The sequence below is a fragment of the Kroppenstedtia sanguinis genome, from assembly GCF_050433445.1.
Lineage (GTDB): Bacteria > Bacillota > Bacilli > Thermoactinomycetales > DSM-45169 > Kroppenstedtia > Kroppenstedtia sanguinis.
In genome coordinates, this window is the sequence record NZ_JBNPXF010000006.1 from 1 (window position 1) to 26,553 (window position 26,553).

At 50.8% G+C, this 26,553-nt stretch carries 28 protein-coding genes and 2 pseudogenes; 22 read left to right on the forward strand and 8 right to left on the reverse strand.

The genetic code is table 11. The annotated features are described in order from the left end of the window. Positions 1-444 precede the first annotated feature (444 nt). The gene (locus JOD24_RS05035) at positions 445-936 is read left to right on the forward strand and encodes a lactoylglutathione lyase family protein (protein ID WP_380163328.1); all 492 of its coding nucleotides are present in this window, start codon (positions 445-447) and stop codon (positions 934-936) included. 1,106 nt (positions 937-2,042) lie between these two features. Further along, entirely contained in the window at positions 2,043-2,849 is an 807-nt protein-coding gene (locus JOD24_RS05040) for a sporulation protein YpjB (RefSeq protein ID WP_380163107.1), read from the forward strand. Here JOD24_RS05040 and JOD24_RS05045 read toward each other — a convergent pair. Beyond that, complete coding sequence (locus tag JOD24_RS05045) at positions 2,830-3,639, reverse strand: YitT family protein (RefSeq protein ID WP_380163329.1); 810 nt, start codon at positions 3,637-3,639, stop codon at positions 2,830-2,832. The two genes, JOD24_RS05040 and JOD24_RS05045, sit on opposite strands and share 20 nt — an antisense overlap. A 456-nt stretch (positions 3,640-4,095) precedes the next feature. On the opposite strand from JOD24_RS05045, the gene JOD24_RS05050 reads away from it, so the two are divergent. The 4 genes and pseudogenes from JOD24_RS05050 (at position 4,096) to JOD24_RS05065 (ending at position 6,300) form a co-directional block, all read left to right on the forward strand. Then, the gene (locus JOD24_RS05050) at positions 4,096-4,425 is read left to right on the forward strand and encodes a nucleotide pyrophosphohydrolase (protein ID WP_380163108.1); all 330 of its coding nucleotides are present in this window, start codon (positions 4,096-4,098) and stop codon (positions 4,423-4,425) included. A gap of 57 nt (positions 4,426-4,482) precedes the next feature. After that, entirely contained in the window at positions 4,483-5,286 is an 804-nt protein-coding gene (gene dapB / locus JOD24_RS05055; RefSeq protein ID WP_380163109.1) for a 4-hydroxy-tetrahydrodipicolinate reductase, read from the forward strand. Positions 5,287-5,331: 45 nt separating this feature from the next. Further along, positions 5,332-5,803: pseudogene (locus JOD24_RS05060) on the forward strand (HIT family protein). 38 nt (positions 5,804-5,841) lie between these two features. Next, a pseudogene (locus JOD24_RS05065) lies at positions 5,842-6,300 on the forward strand (NUDIX domain-containing protein). A gap of 82 nt (positions 6,301-6,382) precedes the next feature. Here the strand turns inward: JOD24_RS05065 and JOD24_RS05070 are convergent. Next, on the reverse strand, positions 6,383-7,153 hold the full coding sequence (locus JOD24_RS05070; RefSeq protein ID WP_380163111.1) for an SDR family NAD(P)-dependent oxidoreductase: 771 nt from the start codon (positions 7,151-7,153) through the stop codon (positions 6,383-6,385). A gap of 190 nt (positions 7,154-7,343) precedes the next feature. Next, positions 7,344-8,429 (reverse strand): L-dopachrome tautomerase-related protein, encoded by a 1,086-nt coding sequence (locus tag JOD24_RS05075; RefSeq protein WP_429246441.1) that lies wholly within the window; start codon positions 8,427-8,429, stop codon positions 7,344-7,346. A gap of 576 nt (positions 8,430-9,005) precedes the next feature. Here JOD24_RS05075 and mgsA point away from each other — a divergent pair. The 8 genes from mgsA to panD all read left to right on the forward strand — a co-directional run bounded on the left by mgsA (position 9,006) and on the right by panD (position 15,798). After that, complete coding sequence (mgsA, locus tag JOD24_RS05080; protein ID WP_380163113.1) at positions 9,006-9,443, forward strand: methylglyoxal synthase; 438 nt, start codon at positions 9,006-9,008, stop codon at positions 9,441-9,443. After that, positions 9,430-10,140, forward strand: a complete 711-nt coding sequence (gene bshB1 / locus JOD24_RS05085; protein ID WP_380163114.1) for a bacillithiol biosynthesis deacetylase BshB1 — start codon at positions 9,430-9,432, stop codon at positions 10,138-10,140. Before mgsA ends, bshB1 begins: the two co-directional genes overlap by 14 nt. 15 nt (positions 10,141-10,155) lie before the next feature. Continuing rightward, positions 10,156-11,274: an N-acetyl-alpha-D-glucosaminyl L-malate synthase BshA gene (gene bshA, locus JOD24_RS05090; protein WP_380163115.1), complete on the forward strand. Its 1,119-nt coding sequence runs from the start codon at positions 10,156-10,158 to the stop codon at positions 11,272-11,274. After that, positions 11,271-12,506, forward strand: coding sequence for a CCA tRNA nucleotidyltransferase (locus JOD24_RS05095; protein ID WP_380163116.1), 1,236 nt, complete (start codon positions 11,271-11,273; stop codon positions 12,504-12,506). The genes bshA and JOD24_RS05095 overlap by 4 nt, the downstream gene beginning before the upstream one ends. Next, positions 12,487-13,461, forward strand: a complete 975-nt coding sequence (locus tag JOD24_RS05100) for a biotin--[acetyl-CoA-carboxylase] ligase (RefSeq protein WP_380163117.1) — start codon at positions 12,487-12,489, stop codon at positions 13,459-13,461. Before JOD24_RS05095 ends, JOD24_RS05100 begins: the two co-directional genes overlap by 20 nt. Before the next feature lie 240 nt (positions 13,462-13,701). Continuing rightward, positions 13,702-14,571: a 3-methyl-2-oxobutanoate hydroxymethyltransferase gene (panB, locus tag JOD24_RS05105; protein ID WP_380163118.1), complete on the forward strand. Its 870-nt coding sequence runs from the start codon at positions 13,702-13,704 to the stop codon at positions 14,569-14,571. Further along, positions 14,559-15,464, forward strand: a complete 906-nt coding sequence (gene panC, locus JOD24_RS05110; protein WP_380163119.1) for a pantoate--beta-alanine ligase — start codon at positions 14,559-14,561, stop codon at positions 15,462-15,464. The genes panB and panC overlap by 13 nt, the downstream gene beginning before the upstream one ends. Beyond that, complete coding sequence (gene panD / locus JOD24_RS05115) at positions 15,415-15,798, forward strand: aspartate 1-decarboxylase (protein ID WP_429246442.1); 384 nt, start codon at positions 15,415-15,417, stop codon at positions 15,796-15,798. Before panC ends, panD begins: the two co-directional genes overlap by 50 nt. Before the next feature lie 105 nt (positions 15,799-15,903). On the opposite strand, the gene JOD24_RS05120 is transcribed toward panD, so the two are convergent. Beyond that, complete coding sequence (locus JOD24_RS05120) at positions 15,904-16,260, reverse strand: hypothetical protein (RefSeq protein ID WP_429246443.1); 357 nt, start codon at positions 16,258-16,260, stop codon at positions 15,904-15,906. A gap of 182 nt (positions 16,261-16,442) precedes the next feature. Here JOD24_RS05120 and JOD24_RS05125 point away from each other — a divergent pair, with 182 nt between their 5' ends. Together JOD24_RS05125 and ku are read left to right on the forward strand one after the other, a co-directional pair. Beyond that, the gene (locus JOD24_RS05125; protein ID WP_429246444.1) at positions 16,443-17,837 is read left to right on the forward strand and encodes a tetratricopeptide repeat protein; all 1,395 of its coding nucleotides are present in this window, start codon (positions 16,443-16,445) and stop codon (positions 17,835-17,837) included. A gap of 14 nt (positions 17,838-17,851) precedes the next feature. Next, positions 17,852-18,661 carry a non-homologous end joining protein Ku gene (gene ku / locus JOD24_RS05130; protein ID WP_429246445.1) on the forward strand — a complete coding sequence of 270 codons (810 nt, stop codon included), beginning with the start codon at positions 17,852-17,854 and terminating at the stop codon, positions 18,659-18,661. 9 nt (positions 18,662-18,670) lie between these two features. On the opposite strand, the gene JOD24_RS05135 is transcribed toward ku, so the two are convergent. Then, positions 18,671-18,991, reverse strand: a complete 321-nt coding sequence (locus JOD24_RS05135) for a hypothetical protein (protein WP_429246446.1) — start codon at positions 18,989-18,991, stop codon at positions 18,671-18,673. An 86-nt stretch (positions 18,992-19,077) separates the two neighbouring features. Next, complete coding sequence (locus tag JOD24_RS05140; RefSeq protein ID WP_429246447.1) at positions 19,078-19,239, reverse strand: hypothetical protein; 162 nt, start codon at positions 19,237-19,239, stop codon at positions 19,078-19,080. A gap of 89 nt (positions 19,240-19,328) precedes the next feature. On the opposite strand from JOD24_RS05140, the gene ligD (JOD24_RS05145) reads away from it, so the two are divergent. After that, positions 19,329-20,240, forward strand: a complete 912-nt coding sequence (gene ligD, locus JOD24_RS05145) for a non-homologous end-joining DNA ligase (RefSeq protein ID WP_429246448.1) — start codon at positions 19,329-19,331, stop codon at positions 20,238-20,240. A gap of 34 nt (positions 20,241-20,274) precedes the next feature. On the opposite strand, the gene JOD24_RS05150 is transcribed toward ligD (JOD24_RS05145), so the two are convergent. Then, the gene (locus JOD24_RS05150; protein WP_380163127.1) at positions 20,275-20,544 is read right to left on the reverse strand and encodes a hypothetical protein; all 270 of its coding nucleotides are present in this window, start codon (positions 20,542-20,544) and stop codon (positions 20,275-20,277) included. 111 nt (positions 20,545-20,655) lie between these two features. Between JOD24_RS05150 and ligD (JOD24_RS05155) the strand changes: the two genes are divergently transcribed. Next, positions 20,656-21,558: a non-homologous end-joining DNA ligase gene (ligD, locus tag JOD24_RS05155; RefSeq protein WP_429246449.1), complete on the forward strand. Its 903-nt coding sequence runs from the start codon at positions 20,656-20,658 to the stop codon at positions 21,556-21,558. 125 nt (positions 21,559-21,683) lie between these two features. After that, positions 21,684-22,979: an amidohydrolase gene (locus JOD24_RS05160; protein WP_429246450.1), complete on the forward strand. Its 1,296-nt coding sequence runs from the start codon at positions 21,684-21,686 to the stop codon at positions 22,977-22,979. Between the two features lie 79 nt (positions 22,980-23,058). Here the strand turns inward: JOD24_RS05160 and JOD24_RS05165 are convergent, their stop codons facing one another. Next, entirely contained in the window at positions 23,059-23,256 is a 198-nt protein-coding gene (locus tag JOD24_RS05165; RefSeq protein WP_429246451.1) for a hypothetical protein, read from the reverse strand. 253 nt (positions 23,257-23,509) lie between these two features. Between JOD24_RS05165 and JOD24_RS05170 the strand changes: the two genes are divergently transcribed. The 3 genes from JOD24_RS05170 (at position 23,510) to JOD24_RS05180 (ending at position 26,313) form a co-directional block, all read left to right on the forward strand. Beyond that, positions 23,510-24,154 (forward strand): hypothetical protein, encoded by a 645-nt coding sequence (locus JOD24_RS05170; RefSeq protein WP_380163131.1) that lies wholly within the window; start codon positions 23,510-23,512, stop codon positions 24,152-24,154. 121 nt (positions 24,155-24,275) lie between these two features. Further along, positions 24,276-24,806: a hypothetical protein gene (locus JOD24_RS05175; protein ID WP_429246452.1), complete on the forward strand. Its 531-nt coding sequence runs from the start codon at positions 24,276-24,278 to the stop codon at positions 24,804-24,806. After that, positions 24,799-26,313, forward strand: a complete 1,515-nt coding sequence (locus JOD24_RS05180) for an AAA family ATPase (protein WP_429246453.1) — start codon at positions 24,799-24,801, stop codon at positions 26,311-26,313. The genes JOD24_RS05175 and JOD24_RS05180 overlap by 8 nt, the downstream gene beginning before the upstream one ends. Positions 26,314-26,553: the final 240 nt, after the last annotated feature.

The following is a 26,553-nucleotide window of genomic DNA, read 5'->3' on the forward strand; positions in this document are numbered from 1 at the left end:
GAAAAAATTGGGCGACTTTTCCCCTGTTGAGCATCGGGAAAAAGTCGCCGCATAACCGTTCTTTTTTCATTGTCTACTTGACGGGGTCAAGACCAACCCCCGTGGCCGTTTTTCTTATTAACCGACTAGGAGCTCGCTGGATCTTGGAGATTGCTCTGGATATTAATAGTGGGCTTTATGGTTTTTCCTTTGACAGCTGCACCTTGGCAAGTGTTTGCTCTGGCAGCAGTGATAGGGGCGGCAACTGTTTTCCTGCGCTCAGCCCAGTCAACACTGGTAGCTAAACTTGCTTCTCAGAGTCGTCGAGATATAGCCTGTGCCCTTGGTCAAATGAAGGAATACAGTGGATTTGATTTGGTGGATGTATTAGACACATCTAATCATGTTATACTAATTCGGAAAATAGTTTGGTTTACAAAACATATCATGACAGGAGAGATCAAGATGAGGTATCCACGATCTTTTTCACATATCGGCCTTTCTGTTCCTGATCTGGATCAAGCCGTCAAATTCTATACAGAGGTGATGGGTTGGTATGTAATCATGGAACCGTCAGAAGTAAAAGAAGATGACAGTCCAATTGGGATAATGTGCAAAGATGTGTTCGGCACCGGATGGGAACAATTCCGTATTGCGCACTTATCAACTGTTGACGGAATAGGTATTGAAATATTTGAGTTCCAAAACAATGAAACGCCTGAAAATAATTTCGAGTATTGGAAAACAGGTATTTTTCACTATGCAGTTCAAGATCCGGATGTGGAGGGTTTTGTTGAAAAAATAAAAGCTCATGGGGGAAAACAGCGTATGCCAATACGTGAATATTACCCTGGGGAAAAGCCCTATCGTATGGTTTATTGTGAAGATCCTTTCGGCAATTTAGTTGAAATCTACAGCCATAGTTATGAATTGACATACTCCCAAGGGGCCTACTAAGAGAGTAATCGAGCATTAATATAGGTCAACTCAGGCGTGTTGATTATCCGTATTTTGGAAGGAAGTAATGACTGGCCGCTCCAAATCTGACCATCGGGCAGGGGCAAAGCCTTACGGAAGCAACACAAGGAAGAATGCCCCTAAACGTCCTCTCTCCAGATTCTCCGCTGGGTAGGATGGCAACCTTGCTATCGAGATTGTAGTGCCTATGGTGCTTCCTTCATCTAGAGCTTCATCTCCTTTGGATTGTAGTGCCTATGGTGCTTCCTTAATTTAGAGCTTCAGCTCTTTTAAATTGTAGTGCCTGTGGTGCTACCTTTATTCCAGGGCTTCAGCCCATCGAGATTGTAGTGCCTGTGGCGCATCCTTAACTTCAAATTGTAGTGCCCATGGCGCAAAGGTCGCTTTGCACCCACAGGGCACAAGTCTCGCCAGAGTCGCTTCCGCTCCCAGGTCTCGCTTTGGCAGCACACGATCCTTTCCGCTGCCCATTACCCCCATCGTAAAATATGGCTTGAGGGGATGGTGGGACGGCTAACGATCTCTTGCAAAGAGCGCAAAGGCTCTTCACCGTCCCACCATCCCGACCTTTTTCCTGCCTAAAATAGGGCTAATCAACAGGCCTGATCTGGTGACGGTTTATTGCGTTTTTGCTAGGGGCAAGGCCTGTTCTTGGAAATTAGCTGTTCAGAATGGTAAAGGTGACAAATTTTTAGAGTTGTTGGTTAACCAGGAAGTAAGATCATGATATGGTTTGTGGGGACAGCTACGTTCTCTTGCAAAGAATGAATACCGAGAGCCGAGAGCGAAAGGCGAATCTGGAGAGGCTTGTGTTCTTTTGAGTCTTGCCGGTCATAGGGTCTCGAACTCAAAAAAACGGAATATTTTTTATATTCATCTTATCCCGATCACAGATACGGATGTGAAGGGGCTTCATTTTGATTCAATATAAATAAACCTGTTTGCAGTGCAGACCATCTTTACCCAACTGAATTACCGGCTCGTGAGCCGGTAAGGAAACAGAGCTCCTTTAATGTCACTTCTCATGTTTGGACAGGTTGTGCATAGGATGGAGTAGAAGAGCCTGTCCGGGGAGTGATGAGTAGATGCGTTGGATGGTTGGGGTGTTGGGTGGGATTTTGATTTGGTTGGGAGGGAGTGGCTGGGCCTGGGCGTCCGGAAAGGAGTCCGTGGAGGGTTGGTCACAGCAGGCGGAGCGGGTGGATCAGTTGGTAAGGGAAGGGAAGGTGGGAAAAGCACAAGAGGAGTTGTCCCAGCTGGCGAGTAGATTCTCCCAAGGGGATTTTTCCGAGGTGCATCTCTCTGTAGAAGGGATCGGTGCGCTGTCGGACACACTGGTCGATTTGGATCAGGAGCTGGTGCGGGTGATGAGACGACCTCAAAGATTACGTGAAGCTTCGGAACGGTTGCGGTTGGCCTTCGACGCACTGGCCCATCCGGATCAGCCTCTGTGGCAGGGCTATGTTTCCAAGATAGGTAATGATATTGGAGAGATCCAAAGGGGAATAAAAAAAGACCATCCGGAGACAGTCCTTTCTGGGGCAGAAAAATTGAAAGTTCACTTCGGTCAGATTGAACCCGCCTTGTGGGTCTCCCGTCATCCGGAAACAGCTGGGAGGATTCAATCCTATGTTTATTCCCTGAAGAGTCAGGCGGGAAAGAGTCCAGTAACTTGGGTTCCTCTGCAATCTGCTCTGGAACAATGGGAGCCAATGATTCAACCGTCTATGCTCAGGGAAGAAGAAGGGGTATGGGCCGTCAGTGGTGAAAGCCCCGATTGGAGGCTACCGGCTTTCACTGTCAGTGGAGTGCTCCTGCTTGCCCTCGGTTACGTGGGGTGGAGAAAGTATCGTAGCGAGCAACAGGAAGTGGTTACTCTCGGTCGTAGGTGAACCCTTCTCCTCGTACGTCCCGCACATCGTGGACGACGACAAAGGCATAGGGATCGATGGTATGGATCAACTGTTTCATTTTTGGAAGTTCGTTTCGACTGACCACGACATACAGCACTTCTTTATCGGTTCCGGTGTATCCGCCACGTCCTTTCAACAGGGTGACCCCACGGTCCATCTCCCGCGTGATCTTTTCAGAAATGGAGACGGCTTTGTTGGAGATGATAGTGGCTGCTTTGGAAGTGTTCAATCCTTCTACGACAAAGTCGATCACCCGAGAGCCTACAAATACGGTAACCACTGTGTACATGGCCTTTTCCCGGCCGATGATGAAAGCGGAGCCGGCGATGACGAGCAGGTCAAAGAGAAACATCGTTCGGCCGATACTCCAATCCCAATACTTGTGGGCCATACGGGCGATAATATCGACTCCCCCGGTGGTTCCCCCGGCTCGGAAGATCAGTCCTAGTCCGCCGCCGATGAGGACACCGGTATAAAGGGCAGCAAGGAGTGGATCGCCGATGGGTTGATAATCTCCTTCTGTGATCCAGACGGCGACCGAAGCAGATACCGTACCTAGGACGGTATAAAAGAAGGCTCGTTTTCCAAACACCTTATACCCGACAAAAAAGAGCGGGATGTTCATGACGAGGATGACGGTTCCCGGGGAGTAACCGAATAAGTAGTGCAACACCAAAGCGATCCCGGTGAAACCACCCTCAGCCAATTTATTGGGGATGGCGAAATAGTTAATGGCGATGGAGTATAAAAACGCACCGGTCAGGATCATTAACACAGGCTTGATGTGCTTGTACACATTGTTGCCTCCTTTCCTTTTTTTAGAGACCCTCGGTCTATTATAGCGACCTGCTTCGACTCCGGCAATCAGGGCTGTTGATGAATCACAAAGTGGATGATGGGAACGAAACGATCGCTCTTCCCATTGCCCCTCCATCGTAAAACATCGCTTGAGGGGACAGGGAGGGTGGGACGGCTACGATCTCTTGCAAAAAACGTCTTTACCGTCCACCCTCCCGACCTGATTTCCTGCCTAAAATAGGGCTAATCAACAGGCCTGTCCGGCAATATAAATCAGGATAAAAGGGTCAGGGTTCTTTCCGGTCTGCAGAAAGTTCAGCAAGAGTTTTTTTAGTATTCTCCCTCCCGGTCGATTTCTCTCGGGAGGGAGTTTGTTTTCGCTAAACTGATGGGTTACCATAAGAAAAGGATGGAGAGGAGGGAGAAGATGGACGGAAAGACGATGAAGGAGATGCAACAGGAAGTGGACGCCTATATCTCCCAGTTCAAGGAGGGTTATTTCCAACCTTTATCCATGCTGGCCCGCATGACGGAAGAAGTGGGGGAGCTGGCGCGAGAGGTGAATCATCGCTTTGGGGAGAAACCGAAAAAAGCCGAAGAAGAGGAAAACAGTATGGAGATGGAGCTGGGGGACCTTCTGTTCATCATCATTTGTTTTGCGAACTCCCAGGGGATCCGTCTGGAAGATGCCTTCCAAATGGTGATGCAAAAATATAACAGCCGGGATGCGGATCGCTGGACCCGGATCGATACATAACTCTAGATATAAAGGAGGGAAGTGCTCCTGACAGGAAGCCGCCAGGAGCAGAACATCATGAATCCCATTCATATTGTGGTGGCGGGAGCCACAGGCCGCATGGGTCGGGAGGCGGTCCGGATGATCGCTGGGGAAGACCATTTCAAGCTGACCGGTGCGGTAGCCCGAACCCATACAGGAGAGGACATCGGGGAGGTGATCGGTATCGGGGGGGTGGGTGTCCCCTTGACGAATTCCTTGGAGGAGGCTTTGCAACAGGGGCAGCCGGAGGTGCTGATCGATTTGACAACCCCTGCCCTGGTCAAGGAACATATGGAATTGGCCATCGACGCCGGTGTCCGTCCGGTAGTGGGAACGACGGGTCTGACGGAGGCGGAGATGCAACAGTTGGATGATCGATGTCGAGAACGGGGGCTCGGCGGGATCATCGCTCCCAATTTCGCTATCGGGGCAGTATTGATGATGGTCTTTGCAGGCAAAGCAGCCAAGTATCTCTCGGATGTGGAGATCATTGAGATGCATCACGACCGCAAATTGGATGCCCCCTCAGGTACGGCTCTGAAGACGGCGGAGTTGATCTCTAAAGAACGGGCAGAGAAAAAACAGGGACACCCTGAAGAAAAAGAGATCCTGGAAGGGGCCCGAGGTGGCTACCGGGATGGCTTTCGCATCCACAGCGTCCGTCTGCCAGGTTTAGTCGCCCACCAGGAGGTTCTGTTCGGCGGTTCTGGACAACTTTTGACCCTGCGTCATGATTCGATGAACCGGGAATCCTTCATGCCCGGTGTCAAGTTGGCGGTGGAAGAAGTGATGAAACAGACCGGATTGGTCTATGGTTTAGAGAAGGTGATGGATCTCTGAGGAAATAAAAAGCCGGAGTCCCCGTAGGAAGGGGATTCCGGCTTTTTGAAGGGGAGGGTGGAATGTGTGGTTGAAGTGGAGTGTTTAAGTTGCGCCATTACCAGCGGGGTGATCGAACCGACAGGTGGAGCCATCTACGAGGATGAGTATTTTCATGTTCACCAAGATATCGCTTATCCGATTCCGGGGTTAGTTATCCTAGCTTCCAAAAGGCATTTTTACCGGTTGGATGAACTGACGGAGGTGGAGGCCATCCGCTATATCCATCTCATAAGGAAAATCCGCAGTGCCCAGTCCGCAGTAGTGGGCATTGACCATGTTTATTATTTTTACAATGAGGACACCACTCATCATTTTCACCTGTGGATAGTGGATGAACCCTTTTGGAAGATCAGTGGAGTCGTTGAGACCTTCACTACTGCATGCAAGAACGATGATGAATGATGAAGAAAACCTCACCTATGTCATCGACTGCATCCAAAAACTTCGGGAAGCCTTATCGGATGAAGGGGAATAGGTCTGAAATCAACTACGTTCAGGATCGGGGGAAAATCAATGCCAATGTCCGATTATTACAAAAACCTCCGTCACAGGATTGGGACGGAACTGATATTCAGTCCAAGTGTTGCAGTCATCATTCGCAATGAAGGAGGTGAGATTCTTTTTCAAAGGCCATCGATGGATCATGATTTATGGAGTTTGCCAGCGGGGGCGATTGAACTGGGTGAAACTCCTGTGGAGGCGGTGTAACGTGAAGTCTACGAGGAGACGGGATTACTCGTGCTTCCGCAAAAATTAATGGATGTATTTGGCGGAAAAGATTTCAGATTTACTTATTCGGATGGAAACCGAGTGGAATATCTGATCATCATGTATGAGTGCACGGTTGAAAGTGGGACTCTTCAAGCCATGGATGGGGAGTCTGTGCGCTATATCAATCCTACTTTCAGGCCTAAGCTGACAATTCCTTATCCAGAGGAGATATTTTATCAACGCACGGACAGTAGACAGTGAAAAAAGTCCATCTTACCAGATGGACGAAAGCACTGAAATGGCGATGGCCTGATTTTCAGAAGCCTGCTAGAGGAAATCCTGTTTAAACAGAGTTTGCTCCTTGTCCCCCATCGATTCGATAGTAGGATCCTGTAAGGAATGAAGCTTGATCGGATGCGAGGAATAGCATCAATTGGGCAATCTCTTCCGGAGTGGCATAGCGTTTCATAGGTACTGTGGATTCAAACTGCTCCCTTGCTTCCTGTTCTTTACCAGGCATGGCATTGGTCTCGATGGATTTCATCATCGCCGTATCGACACCTGAAGGAGCCACTGCATTGACTCGAATACCATACTCAACGGCTTCCAAAGCCGCGGTTTTGTTGAGACCGATCACCGCATGTTTGGATGCAATATAGGGGCCCATCCCCGGGGAGCCGAGTAAGCCGCCATTGGAAGCGGTATTGACGATGGCCCCACTCTTTTGCTCCTTCATGGTTTTCAATACGTGTTTCAAACCATAGAAGACGCCCATGACGTTTACGTTGAATACCGCCTGAAAATTTTCTGCTGTCTGATCGACCAGGTTGGCAAACTTGCCGTTTATCCCAGCATTGTTAATAAACACATCGATACGTCCGTAATGGTTCACGGTTTCTTCCACGTATCGTTTCACTTCATCTTCATTGGCAACATTGGCAGTCAGTAATAGAACATCCTCTGTAGTCATGGAGCTTGTAGCTTTTTCTAATGCTTCTTTTGAAAGATCCACCAGGGCTAACTTAGCCCCTTCTTTTGCAAAGGCTTTGGCTGCCGCAATCCCAATTCCGCCAGCCGCACCTGTGATCAAGACGATTTTATCTGAAAATCTCATTTGTATCGCTCCCTTTCTTTTGTGCAACTATATCTTGATCCAAACGGAATCACATCATTCAATGCGATGTTCGGATGGACTGTAGTACATCAACGTTTAGCCGAAGGGAATTTGGAAATTCACAAACGAAAAAAACCGCCCCCGAGGACGGAGTAGATGGTCAAAATCGATGCGATGTTACGGAGCGAAACTAGAAGTTAGGGGCCGGTAATTCATCGATTTTGATCCGCAGTAGACTGTAGGGTTTTTGTCTGAGGTCTTTTCCATAGTGGAATCGGGCTTGCCGATGCAATTGGTTTACAATGAAATACAAGTATTGGTCTGGACCGATGGAAAAAGTATCTGGCCATAAGATTCTGGGGTCATGTGCAATGGTTTCTATGACACCATGGGGACGGATCCTTCGAATGCTGTTGTTTTCATAATCCCCGGCATAAAGGTTTCCTTGGGCATCGGTGATCATTCCATCCGATGCCCCTTTTTCTCCCCAATACTGTACAAGATCAGGTAAATCGACATCTGGAATCCTTTGGTCCCGTAAGGCTTTTGTAGAGATTGAGAACAGATGACGACTGGTTAGTGGACAAAAAAACAGAGTCAACCCATCGGGAGAAATGGCTAATCCATCCGACGCCCCTTTATAGGGGGAAGTGGAGCCATCCGGGTTTCGATTCATCAAAATGGTGCCTTCCACTTTCGGTAAAAACAAGGGATCGGGGGAAGTGGCTTGGGCTCCATTTAACCGTCTGAACGCGGTTCCGCTTTCTAAATCCAGGACGATGATTGCTCCGGGTCCTTTAGATGAAGAATCCGTGATATAGGCAGTACCTGCTTTTCCCGCACGAAAATCAAATCGGACATCATTCAGGTAAGTGGTGGGTAGAACCACGTCCTCTGTAAAAGTATAACTTTTTCGGATGGTATTCGTTTTTAAATCGACAGCGACTAATTTAGCCCCCCCTGGAATCGGTTCAGAAAAATGAGGTGCTCCTGTATCGAGTATCCACAGCGTTCCTCTACCGTCCGCCACGATACTTTGGACACTGATCCACGAGCTGGTGATTCTCTCAGGATGAAACACATTGGCTTCTAAACTCGGATAAGGGAACAATTGACCTCCAATGATTTCGGCCACGGTAGCTTGAACATCGTCTCCCCATTTTGGAAAGCAAACAAAAACGCGACCGGTTTCTGACAAACTGACCCCTGTAGGCATGGCTCCATAAAATTGGTGAACCAGTTCTAATTCACCGAAATATCTTTCCATAGGTAGCATCGTTTGCTGTTCTCCTCCACCTATTCGATTCTCTCAGCGGTTGTCTGATATCACCCATATTATGTTGGAAAGGTCCGGGTGTGCGATTTTCATGGGCAGTTCTATAGGGTCAAGATTTTACAGACGGTCAAGATGGGATCTCACATGATCTTTTCCGTTACCGATCTACCCCCCTGCTAGTGCGAGGGGAGCAAAGTGATCCAAGGCCGATGGATGTTCTGTAGGTAGGGCGCACTTTTCACAACGCTGGGGGTGAAGAGAATCTACACTTCAATCCGCTGTCGGGTAGCACCAAGAAAAACCTAATCTATCTGACCCGGCGAAACAGGGAGGAAATGAGGTTATTTCTTATAACTAATCAATAAACTGGTTTGCACTACAGACATCACACTTCTATACAAGTCATGATTTACAGAAATCCATGACTTCCACTTCCTTGATTTCGGTTTTTGGATTAGAATATAATGAACTCGATTCAACCCGAGTTAAGCTCTGATTTCCAGATGACATCCCGCGCGGTAGGTGATTTCACTACCGGGTGGGTTTTTTCACGAATATGGTCCTGGAGGGAAGCCTATGAAGATCGCTCTGATTGCTCACGATCGCAAGAAAGAACAGATGGTTCGGTTTACGATCGCTTACCAGCAGATTTTGAAGGAGCATACCCTGTATGCAACGGGAACTACAGGGCAGCGGATTCAGGAGGCCACTGGGCTGGAACTTCACCGGTTTTTGTCAGGTCCTTTGGGAGGGGATCAACAGATCGGGGCCTTAATGGCGGAAAATGAGCTGGACTGTATCATTTTCCTGCGCGATCCGCTGACTGCGCAACCCCATGAGCCGGATATTCTGGCATTGTTACGATTGGCAGATGTGCACAATGTTCCGGTGGCCACTAATTTGGCGGCGGCTGAGGTGTTGATCCGTTCGATTCCACATGGAGATTTCGATTGGCGACATCTGGTGCACCAACGTGAAGAGAGAGGGGAAGATGAAACCGATGGAAAAATCTGATTCTCAAGTGGAGATCCTCGCTTTTGGCGCTCATCCCGATGATGTGGAAATCGGGGCCTCTGGGATTGTCCTACGCCATACCACCCGGGGCATCTCTGTAGCGATCTGTGATTTGACTGATGGCGAGCTTTCTTCCAACGGGGATGTGATCACTCGTCGGAAAGAGGCCGACCGGGCTTCGGAAATTATGGGGTTATCCGCCCGGTATCGTTTGGGATTCCCGGATCGAGGGCTGGTAGGATCCCCGGAGCAACTGGCTGCAATGGTGAAGTTGATCCGTCGTCTAAAACCGCGGGTGGTGTTGGCGCCTCACTGGGAGGATCGGCATCCAGATCATACCGCCTGCAGTCGTTTGGTTCGTGAAGCGGTGTTTGATGCAGGGATCCGCAAGAAAGCCGCAGAGGATGGACAGGCTCCCCACCGGGTTCAGCAGCTCTTTTTCTATTTCATCAATCACACAGGCCAGGCGGATGTGATTATCGATGTGAGCGATGTCTACCCGCGGAAAAAAGAGGCGATCCTCGCTTTTGAAAGTCAGTTTGTTCCCGGTCCAAACCGGGCGGATACCCCCTTGAACCGGCCCACCTATCTGAGGATGGTGGAGGGACGGGATCAGATCTGGGGACACCAGATTGGAACCATCCATGCTGAGGGCTTGGTATCGGCGAGTGCGATCCCCATGGATCAGCTGATTTGAGAGAGGGAGAGAGCTATGCGTATCGGAATCACTTGTTATCCCAGTCACGGCGGATCGGGTGTGGTAGCGACCGAGCTTGGGAAGGTGATGGCAGAAAGAGGTCATCAGGTACACTTCATCTCCTATGACATGCCTTTTCGGCTAGGGCGATTTCATCATAATATTCATTATCATGAAGTGGAGGCCAACCGCTATGCGGTGTTTCGTTATCCGCCCTATGACCTGGCACTGGCTAACCAGATGGCCCAAGTGGCCAAAATACACCAGCTCGACTTGATTCATGTTCATTATGCGGTTCCCCATTCTCTCTGTGCTTATCTCGCCAAACAGATGGTAGGAGACTCGCTGAAAGTCGTTACCACTCTACACGGGACGGATATCACAGTGATGGCAGAAGATCCTTCCCTCAAAGATATCATCTGTTTCGGAATCCGTGAGAGCGACGTGGTGACGGCGGTATCCGAGGATCTGATCCAACAGACGAGAGAACTTCTCTGTGTGGACAAACCACTGAAGCGAATCTATAATTTTGTGGATCCGCAGGTGTACAAACCCACAGACGTGTCAGATCTGCGGAAAGAGTATGCAGCTCCCCATGAAAAGATCTTATTGCATATCTCCAATTTCCGCCCGGTGAAACGGGTCTTCGATGTGATCCGGACCTTCGAACAGGTAAACCGGGAAGTTCCCTCTCGCCTGATCCTGGTCGGGGAAGGGCCGGACTCCTCCGGGGCGGTTCATCTGGCTCAAGAGCTGGGTCTGGAATCCCGGATCGATTTCTTGGGGAAACAGAATGAAGTGGCTCGATTGATCTCCCTGGCAGACCTTCTGTTACTCCCCTCCTCCAAGGAAAGCTTCGGACTGGTGGCGCTGGAGGCGATGGCTTGCGGTGTGCCCACGGTCGGTTCCAATGCCGGCGGCCTTCCGGAAGTCGTGGTCCATGGCGAGACAGGATACCTGGCCCCGATTGGAGAGGTGGAGACAATGGCCCGCTATGCGATCCAATTACTTTCGGATCCCCAGTTGCATCATCAGTTTGCGGAAAGGGGTCTCCAACGAGCTCGTGAAGAGTTTGGGGCATCAAAAATTGCGGATCAGTATGAATCCCTCTACCAAAGGGTGATTCAACTATGAAGGAAGCCCAGGCTGCTTCCCTTCAGGTATTGAGCAGGTTGGAAAAGGCCGGATTTCAAGCCTACTGGGTGGGAGGTTGCGTGCGGGATGAGTTACTCGGGCAGGAACCGACGGATTATGATGTAGCGACAGATGCTTCCCCTGAAAAGGTTCAGTCGCTGTTTGCAAAGACAGTGCCTACAGGCATCGGACATGGAACTGTGACCGTCCTGATCCATCGACAGCCGGTAGAGGTGACCACTTTCCGGCAAGAAACCGCTTATGAAGATCACCGTCATCCAGGGAAAGTGCAGTTTGTAAAGACTCTGGAAATGGACTTGGCCCGTCGGGATTTTACGATCAATGCGATGGCTCGGGACCGTCGTGGGCATCTGATCGACCCTTTCGGAGGGAGAAAAGATCTCCAATCCCAAGTGGTGCGGGCGGTGGGGGAAGCCGAAGTGCGATTCCAGGAGGATGCCCTGCGGATGGTGCGGGCCCTCCGATTTTGCGCCCAGTTGGGATTCCGGATAGATGAACAGACAAAAAAAGCCCTACTCCGTCAAAAATCCCTCCTGTGTCACTTGGCAGTGGAACGAGTGACACAGGAGCTGGAGAAAATGTGGACGACAAACAAGCCATCCCAAGGGGTTCGGCCGCTATGGGAATTCGGATTGTTTCCGCACCTGCCTCCCTTTTCTTACTGGGAGGATCCTGTCAGCCCCCCCTCTAGCTCCCTGCAGGAGATCGATCGCCCCATTGGGCGATGGGCCCGCTGGGCTTTATTTCTGCACTTGTGTGGAGTTTCTACAAAGAAATCCAGAGCCTGTCTGAGAAGTTTTCGCCTGCCGGCCCGAGACGTGGAAAACATCGCTTCTGTCTACCGATTGGGATCGGATTGGTGCCTCACCCGCGAAGATGTCTATAACGGGAAAATGTTGCTCCTCTCCCATGGAGTAGAAAAACTTTTCTCTGCCTTGGAGACCGCGGCTGCCATCCATCCTTGGGTTTCAGAGGAAGAGAAGGGACTCCGGGAGGCCTTGCTTCGGTGGCAAGAGGAGATGCCAGTGCGCCATCTAGGGGAGCTAAATGTCAATGGCGGGAAACTGATAGAAGCCATGGGACGCCAGGGGGGACCTTGGACCGGGCAAGTACTGGACATCTTGCTGAAAAAAGTGGCTCTCGGAGAACTTCCCAATGAGACCGAGGCACTGCTGGAGGAGGGACGTCGACTTGTCCAGTCGAGTTCGTGAACAGTTGCTCTCTTTTTTCCTGGATAGGCAAGATCATTTTGTATCCGGAGAAGAGATTAGTGATCGGTTGCAATGCAGCCGGACAGCCATCTGGAAACAGATAGAAGAGTTAAGGAAAGAGGGGTATCAGATCGAAGCTCGTCCCAAAAAAGGTTATCGATTGCTTTACCGTCCGGACCGGGTGGCACCGGAGGAGGTCAAACTCCATCTGTCCACAAATCGTTTCGGGCAACAGATTCGCTATCGACAACAGGTGGATTCCACGCAATTGTTGGCCCATGAATGGGCCCGTGAAGGAGTGGAGGAGGGAGCCCTGGTGATCACCGAGGAACAGGTACAGGGCCGGGGGCGATTGGGTCGCACCTGGGTTTCCCCACCTCGTAGCGGAATCTGGATGAGCCTGATTTTACAGCCGTCGATTCCCCTCATCCAGGCTCCCCAACTCACATTGCTCACTTCGGTGGCTCTCACCCGGGCGCTCCGGAAAGCGACGGATTTGGAGATTCAGATCAAATGGCCCAATGATCTGCTGATCCAGGGCAAGAAAATCTGCGGGATCCTGACGGAGACCCGGGGAGAGCAGGATCAGGTCCAATATGTGGTCGTAGGAATGGGGATCAATGTCAACGTGACCGAGTCCAGTTGGCCCGAAGATGTCAAAAAAACAGCCACTTCTTTGGCCATCGAAGGAAAGAGGACTTATCCTAGAGCGCAACTTATCGCCGAGATCCTCAAAGAGCTGGAAGGGTTGTATGATGCTTATCTCATTCATGGTTTCGATCCCATCCGAATCCTCTGGGAGGAGTATGCCGGAATGCTGGGACGCCAGATTCGAACCCTGACTCCTGACGGTCCTGTCGAAGGGACGGCGGTGGGACTGGACTCATCTGGAGCGCTTTTGATCCAGCGAGGGGGGCAGGTGAGTCCAGTTTTTTCCGCAGAAATCGACTATTGAGAAGCGATCGGTTTTCGTTTACCCTAAAGAGGACAGCGGCGGCATCCTTCTGGAGTCGCACGTGTCACCTGGGTTCTTTGGTTTGTTTCATCTGTTCTCAATCTGCTCTGAGCCTATGGGACGGAGACAGAGGTATGGTTGAAAAAGCCACCACCTTTCTGTTCCTATTTGGGCTGAAAAGGTGGTTTTTTAACGGTTTCCACCTCTGACTCCGGAGCATCACACAAGGAGGTTTGTGCCATGTCTGCACAAGGAAAAAGCGTGACGCTTCGGACGCTCAGCCGAATGAAGGCTGAAAACAGCAAAATCGCCATGATTACTGCCTATGACTATCCTTCGGCAAAACTAGCGGAAGCAGGAGGAGCGGATCTCCTCTTGGTCGGGGATTCATTGGGGATGGTGGTGCTCGGATATGATTCCACCGTTCCGGTCACCATGGATGATATGATTCATCATACCCGAGCGGTGACTCGGGGGTCGCAAAGAGCCCTAGTCGTGGCTGACCTGCCCTTTCTGACCGCTCATCTCGATCGGGAGGAAGTATTGAAAGCGGCGGGACGACTCATGCAAGAAGGAGGGGCCCGGGCGGTGAAAGTGGAAGGCGGTGAAGCTGTTCTTCCCGGAATTCGCGCCTGTACCGCTGCGGGAATTCCCGTGATGGGTCATATCGGTTTGACGCCGCAGTCGGTTCATCAATTGGGGGGGTACCGGATTCAAGGAAAAGACGCGGAAACCGCTCAACGACTGTTGGAGGAAGCCCGACAGTTGGAAAAGGCAGGAGCGTTTGCTCTGGTGTTGGAGTGTGTGCCTGATGAAGTAGCCGCCTGGATCACCCGTTCTCTCTCCATCCCCACGATCGGGATTGGAGCCGGGGTAAACTGTGACGGACAGGTTCTGGTTTATCATGATTTGCTTCAGTATGGAAGCGAGATCCAGCCCTCTTTTGTCAAAACCTACGCACAGTTGGGGGAAATAGCCGTCCAGGGCATCCGGAACTATGTACAAGAGGTTCGGGAAGGAAGCTTTCCCGGAGAAAAACACACATTCCGGGCTCCAGCGGTGGTGGATTACCTCACCGGTGAAAGGAAGAACGATTCATGCAGAGAATAAAGACGATTGCTCAGCTCAGAGACCTGCTCCGCCCTCAGCGGGAGAGGCAGCTGGGACTGGTGCCAACGATGGGGTCTCTGCATGAGGGTCATCTCAGTCTGATCCGACAAGCTGCGGCAGAATGCGAACAGGTCGTCGTATCTGTCTTTGTCAATCCCTTGCAGTTTGGTCCCGATGAGGACCTGGATCGATATCCCCGGAACCTGGAGAGGGACTGTCAGTTAGCAGAAGAAGCGGGGGCCGATCTAGTGTTCGCCCCTGGGGTGGAAGAGATGTATCCCGGCGAAGGGAAGACCACGGTTCGGGTCGCAGGTCTGACGGATCGATTATGTGGAGCCTCCCGCCCGGGCCATTTCGACGGTGTCGCTACCGTGGTCTCGAAGTTGTTCCATATCGTGGAGCCAGACCGGGCTTACTTTGGACAAAAGGATGCGCAACAGGCGGCGGTGATCCAACAGATGGTGCGTGATCTCAACCTCCCCGTCCAGATCATCACCTGTCCGACGGTGCGGGAAGAGAATGGTCTGGCGCTGAGTTCCCGAAATGTCTATCTGACCCCAGAAGAGAAGAGGCAGGCCACCACCCTGTATCAAACCCTCCGGGAGGCGACTCGGGAACGGGAGGCGGGGCGGCTGTGCCAAGCTGAGGAGGCGGTCCAGTTTATACGGGAAAGGTTGGAGCAGACCGCAGGTCTCTCGATTGATTACGTGGAAGTCCTCAGCTACCCTGGGCTAGAACCTCTAGAGAGACTGGACGATAGCCCATCGATCGCGGCGGTAGCCGTCTATCTGGGATCGACCCGCCTGATTGACAATGTGATCTGGCCCAAGAGGAGGGAAGAAGATGTACCGCACCCTGATGAAATCCAAAATCCACCGAGCTACCGTAACTGAGGCCCATCTCAACTATGTGGGCAGTATCACCATCGACGAGGATCTATTGGACCAAGTGGAGATCCTGCCCAATGAAAAAGTGCAAGTGGTGAACAATCATAACGGGGCCCGGCTGGAGACCTATGTGATCCCTGGTCCCCGGGGTAGCGGAACCATCTGCCTCAACGGGGCTGCTGCCCGGCTGGTCCAACCCGGCGATACGGTGATTATCATCTCCTATGCCATGATGACCTCAGAAGAGGCGGCACACCACCGCCCTCGAGTAGCCATCTTGGGTGAGGGGAATCAAGTGCAGGAGATGATTGGGGAAGAGGTCCATGGTACGACTATTTAAATGATAAATTAGTTTGCGATACAAACAAGCCCTTTGCCGATTGGCGGCAAAGGGCTTGTTCAGTTGATAGCGGCGAAACTGCAAAGGGCCTATGTGATAAAGAGACTATGGTCCCAAACGGGATTCCCACTCGGTTAAACACCCTGCCAGACCCGGATTGTGAAAGAGGACTCGTCTTTTCATTCGCGACCAGTCTGTTGCTTCCAAAGGTCCGGTCCATGTCAGCCAGGGAGATTCGTACAAAGGTAAAGCATTTTTCAAGAGAATTAACGGCGTCGCAGAAGGACTACCAGGATTCTGTTCAACAAAAGCGACAACAAACGCCCACGTTCCGGGGGTTTTTAATACCCATAGAGTTTTTTCCTTTACCTCTCGCTTCCAGGGCCATGGAGTCGATTTTCCTTCGGCCCACCTCTGAATATATGGCAGTTGATCCTCTTCCAGGGTGGTCAGTACGATCATCTTTTGGTCCTCCCTTGAGATTTGTCTCCTCTGCATACTTTAATCTAGATCCAACCATTCTCCTCCTTTTTCTGCGATTTATGATACCGCCACCGGATCCCGGAAGAAAACAACAGATCATTTTTTTACATCCTGTGGGGAGACTACTTTGAAACCGACAAAGACTGACAGGAGGTGAAACGATGTTACAACCCTGGTTGCAACAAATGCAAACCCATCTGTCCCAGATTGCCAAAACTTATGAAAACGGTACTGTTACCTTGGAAGAGCGCAGTCAGTTGCGGTCGGAGTTTCAAAAAATCCATCAACATACCCATTCTTTATTGGAAGGTTGGGCGGTGTTGGAGGAACAAGTAGCCTCGATTCTTAAGCAACATCCAGAATTGGCTGAGGAGGAAGAGGAAGTTAGCGGGGAGTTTTTCCTCGATAGTCAGGTGGTACAAACCTTTCGCCAAGGGCAGGGGTATTACCAACTGAAGATGTTTGGAGAGGCCCGTCCTTACTTTCATGAGGTGGTGGAACAAGAGCCTGAGTTTCTGTTGGGACGGTTGTACCTGGGTCTAAGCGATTTTCAACAGGAGAAATTGGATGAAGCCCGGCGCCAATTTCAACTGGTGCTCCAAACTTCCGAGGTCTCCCAGTTAAATGCCTTTGCCCACCATATGCTGGGCTGTATCCATGTGCGGCAGCAGGAGGATGAAACGGCGATTCGTCAATTTAAGCAGGCGTTGACTCTGGATCAAGAGAGCGGGGACACCTGGTTCAACCTAGGAGCCTGTTATTATCGTTTGGGTGATTATCATGAGGCGATCCCGGTTTTTTTTCATGCCTTGAGAGTGGATGAGGAAGATTGGGAGGCGATGTATTATCTTTCCTGTTGTTATGAAAAATTGGGGCATCATGACAGTGTATCCTACTGGAGAATGGCCACGTATCAAAAAACTCGCCATCCGGCTGTCGTGGAGTCGATCGCTCATCATTTTGAAGAGCAAGGAAAAACCCAGCAAGCGATTCAATGGTACCGAAAATTGATCTATGCGGATTCCCAAAGGGTGGGAGCCTATCACGGGTTAAGCTGGAATCTGTGGGTGTCAGGAGAGAGTGAAGAGGCCCTCGCGATCCTGAAAAAGGGACTGACTTTGGATCGGGAGAATCAAGATCTCCTGTTTACTTACGTTTGGTATCTTCTGCAGACCGGTGACGCGAACCAGGTGAGAAAGGTGTTCTCCGCTCTTCCACAAGGGCTGATTGAACATCCCTTGTGGCTGGCTCTCCGTTCCCGACTGTCTGTCCATTGTGGGGATTTAGATGAAGCGGAAACCATCGCCCGCCAAGGGATTGAAACTGAGGATACCCTAGCTCGTTCCCTGGGATATTACCAATTGGGACGGGTGCTCCTGGAAAAACAGGATCCCGAGCAAGCCGCGATCTCCTTTCAAAATGCACAGGAGCTTTCTCCCCAGTGGGAAGAACCTGTTTTTTATGAGGGTCTTTGTCATCTGTTGACTGGGCGGAGAGAGCAATCCCGTCAATGTTGGGAAGGAATTTTATCGAAGGCGGATGCTATTGGCCCGTAAGGAGGGATTCATTCATGCATACCATCTGGAAAGGATCGATCAGTTTTGGTCTGGTTCATATTCCAATCCGCATGTTTTCGGCTACCCAGGATCACAGCATTTCCTTCCGCAATCTTCATGAGAAATGCAAAACCCCGATCAAGTATTCCCGGTATTGTCCCACTTGTGACACGGAGGTTCCCTGGGAAGAGGTGGTCAAGGGATATGAATATGCAGATCACCAGTTTGTATTGATGAAAAAAGAGGAATTGGATGCGATCCTTCCTGAAAACCGGAAGGCGATTGAGATCTTGGATTTTGTCAAGCTGGAGGAGATCGATCCCATCTATTATGACAAATCTTATTATCTCGGCCCCGGAGAACATGGGGATCACGCGTATTCCCTGCTACGGGATGCGATGGCCGAAACAGGCAAGATCGGAGTGGCCAAAATCACGATCCGATCCAAACAGTCCCTGGCGGTGGTACGTGTACATCAGAGTTGTTTGGTAATGGAGACAATCTTCTACCCTGATGAGGTCCGGGATGCAGGCCAGGTCCCGGAGGTTCCCGCCAAGGTGGAGTTGCCGGAAAAGGAGATGGAGATGGCCAAACAGCTGATTAATCAGTTAACCACCGCCTTTCAACCTGAGAAGTACCAGAATGAGTATCGGCAGGCGCTGGAAGAGGCCATAGGGAAAAAGGTTAAAGGCGAGGAAGTCGTGGAAGCTCCCGAGCGTCAACCGGAGCGAGTAGTGGATCTGATGGAGGCCCTAAAGGCGAGTCTGGCAGAATCCGGGGGACAGAAGAAGAAACCGCGAAAAAAGAAAACAGCCGCAAGATGACTGCGACTGTCAGGAGCGATCTCCTTTCCAATAGCGAAGGTGGGTTTCTTCCCCGGTGGGACGAGACCGGATCTCCTGTCCCTTTGCATCCCGGAGAATCTCAATCGTCCGATAGTGCTCCACTTCCCACTTTCCCTCCCGGGTAACTCCTTCATACTTCTGACGCACCTCTTGGGATGATGCCGGAGTAGCAGGTTGGCCCATGGCAGGTGCCGACCCCGTCGGTTGCATTTGGCTACGGGCCACCAACAAGCCGATCCACATCAGGTTGACTGCAATCACCGTCACCAATAGCGACTGGATCCAGGTTTGTTTCCATGATGCTTCCATATTTGCCCGCCTCCCGAATAATACATGTCTATGGTCCCTCTCGCCGCTTCATGCGGAGTACAGGAGGAAGATCGGGGAGGCACATCCTAAAAGAAATCGATCAACCACCACAAAGAGACGACAGCCACTGACAATAAAAATGCCACTTCAAACCAATCGGGCTTGGAAGCTTGAAAGTAACGGATCACCCGGTATACTGACCGGACCAAAATGAAAATCAGGGCAATCTGAACCAGAAGTGTTGGCATCCTTATCCCTCCCACTCCATGTTATTCGGTGAGGGGGTTTTTCCATACCATGAGACATATTGAAGATCCTAAAGGCGGGTGAACCCCAGATGAAGTTTATCCCTCCCATGGAACCGGTTCCTCGAACAGAAATTTTCGCATCTGAAGACTGGCTGTATCAGGTGAAATGGGATGGGATCCGCATGCTCGCTTTTTTGCAACCAGGTCAGGTTGAACTTTTCAACCGCAAGCAACGGCGCCGTACTCCCTGGTATCCCGAACTGACCGAGGCCGTGGCCGAACTGGATTGCACCTCTACGGTCTTGGACGGGGAGGTGATCGTCCTTCGTGAGGGACGACCGGATTTTTTCCGGGTGTTAAAGCGAGAACTCTTGTCGGACCCCCACAGACTTCCAGCCATTCTAGGCAAGATTCCCGTGCAATACATGGTTTTTGATCTATTATCCCTGGAGGGACGCAACCTGATGGAGGAGCCGTTAACCAGTCGATTGGAGATCTTGGCTCAGTTGATCCCCCCGAGTTCATCCACCTTGCATCTTTGTGACAGTTTTGATGACGGTCCAGGTTTATGGGAAGCCACCCGCCAGCAACAGTTGGAAGGGATCGTGATGAAAGAACGAAAAAGCCCCTACCATCCAGGGCAGAAACACCCTTCTTGGCAAAAAGTCAAGCACTTTCAAACTCTGACCGCCACAGCGGTGGGGGTATTTACTCGTGACCATCAGGTACAGTCGATTCTGTTGGGAAGGAAAGAGGAGGAGGGGTGGACCTATATCGGCCGTGCGGGCTCTGGGTTGAGTGAGCGGGAACGGAATTTGTTGACGGAAGTTCTCCCCAGCTTAAAGCGAGAATCTCCGGTGGTGGTCAATCCGCCATCTGCTCGGCTCCACACCCTTTGGGTGGAGCCGGTGCTACGGGTGGAAGTCCGATACTTGGAATGGACTCCCCACGGGACCTTGCGTTCCCCCACGGTGATCGGTTTCCGCCTGCCCGCATCATGAAAAAACCCGGCGACAACCGGGTTTTTTCAAGGATTCACCAAAAGAAAGGGGGAAAGGGACGATAGAAGGGAAAGAACGGGCGGTAGAAAGGGAAAGGGCCGAATCCACCAAAGGGGAATCCGAAAAAGGGAAACTGACTGGTCTGCGAATCCCCTCCATTGTATGCCGAGACTGTGGGGGAATAACTATAGGCATCTGCGGGAATGCCGTAGGGGCCATAAAAGTCGCTGGGATCCCCGTTAGGAACATAAGGCATTAAGGGTGAAGGACCTTCAAATTGAGGCTGTTGTTCTTCGGACATCATGATGTTTCCTCCTTGATTGATTTTTCTTCTCTGCAAACACTATATGTCCGAAGTCGATTTTGGGTCATTTGTCCCGGTGGATTTGGGCGGATCGCGATGAGGAGTGGTACCATGAACCGGATTGTGCAAGTCGAAGGAAAGGAGATTTCGATCTCTAATCCAGATAAAAAGTTATTTCCCGGAGTCACTAAATGGGATTGGATTTTGCATTTGAGTCGTTTGGCACCTTGGATCCTCTCCTATGCCCGAGGAAGGTATCTGACGACGATTCGCTATCCGGACGGCGTAGAAGGGGATTACTTTTACCAAAAAAACGCGCCGGCGCATACCCCTGACTGGATTCAGACTGCTCGCTGGAGGGAAGTGGATCACATCCTGCTCCAGGATGCCCCGACTCTGATCTGGCTGGGCAATCTGGCCTGTCTGGAGTTTCATGTCTCCTTCGATCGGGTGGAGCGCCCTGGATATCCCACCGAACTCGTCTTTGACCTGGACCCCTCGGTGGAGGGGTTTGAGGCCGTGATGGAGACAGCACATCTCACCCGGGAGGTGCTGAACTCTCTGGGTCTGGATGGTGTTGTCAAAACCTCGGGGGCGACGGGACTACAGCTGTATGTTCCGATCCAGCCCAAGTATCCTTTTGCAGAGACCCGTAGGATCAGTCATTTTGTCGCTCGTTATCTGCAGGAAAAAAACCCGCGCTTGATCACCTTGGAGCGCCAGGTGAAAAGGCGAGGCAGTCGGGTCTACTTTGATTATCTGCAACATTGGCAGGGGAAGTCTTTGATCACCGTCTATTCCCCCCGAGCTCGGCGGGAGGCCACCCTATCGGTTCCTCTGCGGTGGGAAGAGTTAAAACCGGGATTGACGCCGACACAATTTACATTGAATACAGTCCACCGTCGCCTGAAGGAGGCGGGAGATCTGTTTGCACCGATCGCCCGCCCTGTTGGAGCCTATGACTTATCAGAGATCTTAAACTTTATCTCCCGCCACGAGCCAGAGCCTGTCTGATTCATTTAGTGGGTGGGCATCTTCGCTAGGGGGCTGCGTCTCAAAAATGAATGGAGTTGCCATTGTCCGAAGAAAAGAAGTGGGGTATGTTGGAGGGTGAGGATAGAAAATAGAGGAGGAAACTCATGAAACGGCTCATAACCCAAGCTCGCATGCTGACCATGAAAGAAGGAGAGACCCGGACTCTAGAGGATGCCTGGTTGCTCATCGACGGAGAAAGGATTGCTCAGGTGGGGACAGGAAATCCAAAGATAGACGCGGACGAAGTGATTTCTATGCAAGGGAAATTGATTCTCCCGGGATGGATCAATACCCATGGACATGCAGCGATGACTCTCCTCAGAGGCTTTGCCGATGATCTGCCCTTACAAGTCTGGTTGGAAGAAAAGGTGTGGCCCATGGAAGCGAGATTCGCTCCGCGACAGATCCGATGGGGGACGTCTTTGGCGGTTGTGGAGATGATTCGCGGTGGCACCACCTGTTTTACCGATATGTATGACCATATGGATGAAGTGGCCGCGGTAGTAGAAGAGTCCGGCATCCGGGCCAGCCTATGCCGGGGCGTGATTGGATTGGGCTCCCAGGAGGAGCGCAAGGCAAAGCGACAGGAAGCAGTTCGTTTTGCCCGGGAGTGGAAAGGAGGAGCTGAAGGGCGTATTTCAGTGATGATCGCCCCCCATGCTCCCTACACCTGTCCGCCGGAATATATCGAAGAGTTGGTTGCCGATTCTGCCGAACTGGGGGTTCCTATTCATATCCATATGTCTGAAACGGAAGCGGAAGTGGAACAAAACCAGCGGGATTATCACGCTCGACCGGTGGATCATCTTCTCCGATTGGGGGTGTTTGACCGCCCTTGCTTGGTGGCTCACGCGGTGCATCTGACATCCGAGGAGATTGAGATCTTGGCCGAGAAGGATGTGAAAGTATCCCATAATCCGGGGAGCAACCTGAAATTGGGGAGTGGAATTGCTCCCATCCCCGAGATGCTGAATGCGGGGATTCGTCCTTCCCTGGGAACGGATGGAGCGGCCAGCAATAATAATTTGGATCTGATGGAGGAAGTTCATCTAGCCGCACTGATCCATAAAGGGGCGCGACGGGACCCGGAGGCAGTCCCTGCTGAGATCGCATTGCGCATGGGGACTTCGTATGGAGCGGAAGCTCTGTTTTTGGAGGACCAAATCGGTTCCTTGGAGGTGGGCAAACAGGCGGATCTGATCTCGATCGACCTGAAGGGTGCCCATTTGCAACCCGTGCATGACCCGGTTTCTCATCTCGTTTATGCCGCTAGCCGGGAAGATGTGCAGGATGTCTTCGTGGCGGGCCGTCCTTTGATGCGCAACCGTGAGCTTCTCACTTTGGATGAGGAAAAAATCCGGTTTGAAACCAACCGGGCTTTTGCTGAAATCGCCCAATAGAAAAAAACCGCCAATCGGCGGTAGGGAAATCATGGAAGGGGGTATAGGCAGGAGAAAATTCGTTAAAATACTGGATAGGTTACATTTTCAAATCGATTTCCAGATGGAAACGCAAAGGAATCCTGGACTCCTCTTCAACGGAACCGTTCCTTCTCCTAAAGGCAGGAGAGGCCCAGGACTCCGCTTGCATATAAGCCTGGATCTTCTCCAGCTCTTCACCGGACACTTGGTGTTGCAAGCAATCGCAGATCCATCCGGACGGAAGGAAAGCCTCCAATTGGCTCACCTCCTTGCGTAAGCATAGTATCACCTCGGTGAAATCGGTTATGTTAGCACTTTTTTTCACGTATTCAACGTCCCCTGTCCAGTGGAACAAGGGATTTCGCTTCCCGGCCGTATGTTTGCAATTCCTTTGCAAACATACGGCATTTTTTTGTCTCCCTGGGCTTATCAGTGAGGGTTTTCACTTTCAGGTGATAATCCACATCAGGGGCAAGTAAAATGACAAAAAGGGTGGAGGAGGAAGGGTTTTGCGCAACCGGACCGAGAGGTGTCTGTTGATCGCGATCCTGGTGATGCTTTCCGGGTGCATTCACAAAGATGATGGAACACCAGATGAAAAAAAGCTCCGCTCCCATTTGTTCCGGCACATCGATGCTCAAGTGCAGCAATCGCACTATCCTTTTACCTTGTCTGTTCCCCCCATGCGATTGGAGGGACAGCAACAGGGGAAAGATTGGCTCCTGGAAAGCCAGGATTCAGATGGGAAAGAAAGGATTCGTGTACGGAAAGAAGGGAGCGACATCTTTCTGGTTCGGGGAAAGCAAAAGGAAAAATTGACAGCACGTCAATTCGGTCTTTTATCCCCACGGGATCATCTGTTGCTGGTCAAATCCTCAGGGCTCCAGATTGAACCCTTGTCGAAGAACAAAAGGGGATTGATTGGGGTGCGCGTGGTTTTATCCAGCGAGGAGATCGGAGATCGATTGGGAAAGTGGATGGGAAGCACCTTTGAACAGGGGTCGGCTAACCAAGCCAGTCGAAAGTTCCGAATCCGTTATCAATTGTGGTATCCGCCCCATCAAGAAGGGATCTCCATTCTGAAATTGGAGATTCACCCACAAGCGAAGGATCAACCCCATGAAAAGATGGTTTATCGCTTCGGAAAACCATAAACTCATCATGGTTTTCTTTTTTATTACCATTTATATCCTTAACATCATTAATATATATATTATGATATACTGTGATCATTACGGAAGAACAGAAAACGGTTAGAAAGGGGGTTGGCGAAGGATGCAGATTCGTTGGCCCATCGCGGTTTCGGTATTATTCATTAGTCTTTTAATATTATTCGGTGGATATTTTGGTTTTCAATGGTTTCAGGTGGAAAAACCGATTCGTGATACCGTTCAACAGACGGATCATGTGAAATTGGAGAAGATACAAGTGTCTCCGGAGCGCATTGTCATCCAACTTCGGCCGGATGATCGATTTTTACTGGCTTCAGACTTTATTCCATTGCGTGAAGAGATCCAGACTCATGGGGGCGACCGAAAGCTGGAGATCCAGTTTTCTGACCGACCGGATTCCACCTTGACAGAAGCATGGAATCAGATGGTCTTCGGCGTGAGGGAAGGAATGTCTCACGGACAATATACTCTGATTCCTCAAGCGGTGAAGCAGGTAGCCGAAAAGGAAGGGATTCAATACCGTCTCGGAATGGATAAAAAATTTGTTTATGTGGAACTTCATCGGGGCGGACATTATCTGTATCAAGTGTTGCCCTTGCATCAACCAGAAAGAGAGGTGAAGGATCGTGGGTAAAGGAATCGCACTCGGTGCAGCCTCAGCGATTCTCGTCTTCCTTCTCTATCTAGGATTAAGCCCGTTGCCATTGTTGGTGTTAGCAGCGATTATCGGGATGGCCTGGTATTTCTTTCAGTCCCGTTCAGGTGCACAGATCGGGGTGGGGCGTAACAGAGGGGTGCAACACAAGGGTTCGGTTCCCGATATTTCCTTCGAGGACATCGGAGGGCACGCCCATTCCAAAAAAGAACTGAAAGAGGCTTTGGATTTTCTGATTCACCGGGATCAGATCGATCAGTACGGAATTCGCCCGATCAAGGGTATTCTTTTGTCCGGACCTCCCGGGACCGGGAAAACTTTGATGGCGAAGGCGGCGGCTCACTACACTGATTCCGTGTTTGCGGCTACCAGTGGTAGCGAATTTGTGGAGATGTATGTGGGAGTGGGAGCACAGCGAATCCGGGAATTATTCCGAAAAGCGCGCACCCAGGCACGGAAGAATCAAAAGAACAGCGCCATTATCTTCATCGATGAAATCGATGTGATTGGCGGTCAACGGGAAGGCGCCCAGCATCGGGAGTATGATCAGACCCTCAACCAATTGTTGACGGAGATGGACGGAATTACGACGGACCAGGAGGTTCAGGTGTTGGTAGTTGCGGCCACCAACCGAAAGGATATGCTGGATTCCGCTTTGCTACGTCCAGGGCGTTTCGATCGTCAAATTTCGGTGGATTTGCCGGATAAACAGGCACGAATCTCCATACTCCAGATGCATACCCGAAACAAACCTTTAGCTGAAGATGCCGATATTGAACAAATCGCCTTGGAGACTTTCGGATTCACCGGAGCGCAATTGGAAAGCCTGACCAACGAAGGGGCGATCTATGCTTTGCGGGAGGACAGCCCTCTGATCCGCCACAAACACTTGTCCCGAGCAATCGATAAGGTGATGATGGGGGAGAAAACGGATCGGGAGACCACTCGGGAAGAGAGAGAACGGGTGGCGATTCATGAACTGGGCCATGCGGTGGTTTCCGAATGGGTCCACTCAGGCTCTGTCTCCCAAGTCTCTCTGTCCCCCAGAGGGAAAGCCTTGGGATATGTGCGGCACCATCCGGGACCGGATCGTTATCTGTACACCCGGAAACAGCTGGAGGATCAGGTGATGATCTGTTTGGGCGGGGCTGCGGCAGAACAGATGATTTACCAAAACCGCTCCACCGGTGCACAAAATGATTTCGAACAGGCCACCCGCTATATCCGGACCCTGATGGAAGCGGGACTGTCCGATCTGGGGATCATCGACAAAGATTTGGTGGGCAAGGAGATGTTACATGCGGAATCGGATCAAATCTTGAAAGATCTTTATGAACGGACTGAGAATCTTCTGCAACAATACGCGGGTGTATTTGAAACAGCTTTGCATGTGTTATTGAAAGAAGAGATCTTGTCGGGAGATCAGTTCCGTGAACTTCTCCAATGTGCGGTCCCATCATCGGATCCGGTACACATCAGAGGTTGAATATAAAAAAAACAGCTGGCTTTGGGCCGGCTGTTTTTTTATGACTGTTTTCTATTGACTATAAGAAAAGGATGCATCATTTTGTGGTCCTCAGTCAATGATGCGACAGTGCCAGACGTGTTCCTCTGTAAAGGGTTTCATTCGAGGAATCATCTGAGTGACGGCGGCTGTGGAGCGTAACGGTTTTCCCTTTCATTTTGGAAAAAACGGTTAATCGTCTATTCGTTATCAGCGGGTACA

Coding starts and splice junctions, on each gene's coding strand:
- JOD24_RS05035 (WP_380163328.1), top strand. CDS start 445: ATGAGGTATCCACGATCTTTTTCACATATCGGCCTTTCTGTTCCTGAT.
- JOD24_RS05040 (WP_380163107.1), top strand. CDS start 2,043: ATGCGTTGGATGGTTGGGGTGTTGGGTGGGATTTTGATTTGGTTGGGA.
- JOD24_RS05045 (WP_380163329.1), bottom strand. CDS start 3,639: ATGATCCTGACCGGTGCGTTTTTATACTCCATCGCCATTAACTATTTC.
- JOD24_RS05050 (WP_380163108.1), top strand. CDS start 4,096: ATGGACGGAAAGACGATGAAGGAGATGCAACAGGAAGTGGACGCCTAT.
- dapB (WP_380163109.1), top strand. CDS start 4,483: ATGAATCCCATTCATATTGTGGTGGCGGGAGCCACAGGCCGCATGGGT.
- JOD24_RS05070 (WP_380163111.1), bottom strand. CDS start 7,153: ATGAGATTTTCAGATAAAATCGTCTTGATCACAGGTGCGGCTGGCGGA.
- JOD24_RS05075 (WP_429246441.1), bottom strand. CDS start 8,429: ATGCTACCTATGGAAAGATATTTCGGTGAATTAGAACTGGTTCACCAA.
- mgsA (WP_380163113.1), top strand. CDS start 9,006: ATGAAGATCGCTCTGATTGCTCACGATCGCAAGAAAGAACAGATGGTT.
- bshB1 (WP_380163114.1), top strand. CDS start 9,430: ATGGAAAAATCTGATTCTCAAGTGGAGATCCTCGCTTTTGGCGCTCAT.
- bshA (WP_380163115.1), top strand. CDS start 10,156: ATGCGTATCGGAATCACTTGTTATCCCAGTCACGGCGGATCGGGTGTG.
- JOD24_RS05095 (WP_380163116.1), top strand. CDS start 11,271: ATGAAGGAAGCCCAGGCTGCTTCCCTTCAGGTATTGAGCAGGTTGGAA.
- panB (WP_380163118.1), top strand. CDS start 13,702: ATGTCTGCACAAGGAAAAAGCGTGACGCTTCGGACGCTCAGCCGAATG.
- panC (WP_380163119.1), top strand. CDS start 14,559: ATGCAGAGAATAAAGACGATTGCTCAGCTCAGAGACCTGCTCCGCCCT.
- panD (WP_429246442.1), top strand. CDS start 15,415: ATGTACCGCACCCTGATGAAATCCAAAATCCACCGAGCTACCGTAACT.
- JOD24_RS05120 (WP_429246443.1), bottom strand. CDS start 16,260: ATGATCGTACTGACCACCCTGGAAGAGGATCAACTGCCATATATTCAG.
- JOD24_RS05125 (WP_429246444.1), top strand. CDS start 16,443: ATGTTACAACCCTGGTTGCAACAAATGCAAACCCATCTGTCCCAGATT.
- ku (WP_429246445.1), top strand. CDS start 17,852: ATGCATACCATCTGGAAAGGATCGATCAGTTTTGGTCTGGTTCATATT.
- JOD24_RS05135 (WP_429246446.1), bottom strand. CDS start 18,991: ATGGAAGCATCATGGAAACAAACCTGGATCCAGTCGCTATTGGTGACG.
- JOD24_RS05140 (WP_429246447.1), bottom strand. CDS start 19,239: ATGCCAACACTTCTGGTTCAGATTGCCCTGATTTTCATTTTGGTCCGG.
- ligD (WP_429246448.1), top strand. CDS start 19,329: ATGAAGTTTATCCCTCCCATGGAACCGGTTCCTCGAACAGAAATTTTC.
- JOD24_RS05150 (WP_380163127.1), bottom strand. CDS start 20,544: ATGATGTCCGAAGAACAACAGCCTCAATTTGAAGGTCCTTCACCCTTA.
- ligD (WP_429246449.1), top strand. CDS start 20,656: ATGAACCGGATTGTGCAAGTCGAAGGAAAGGAGATTTCGATCTCTAAT.
- JOD24_RS05160 (WP_429246450.1), top strand. CDS start 21,684: ATGAAACGGCTCATAACCCAAGCTCGCATGCTGACCATGAAAGAAGGA.
- JOD24_RS05175 (WP_429246452.1), top strand. CDS start 24,276: ATGCAGATTCGTTGGCCCATCGCGGTTTCGGTATTATTCATTAGTCTT.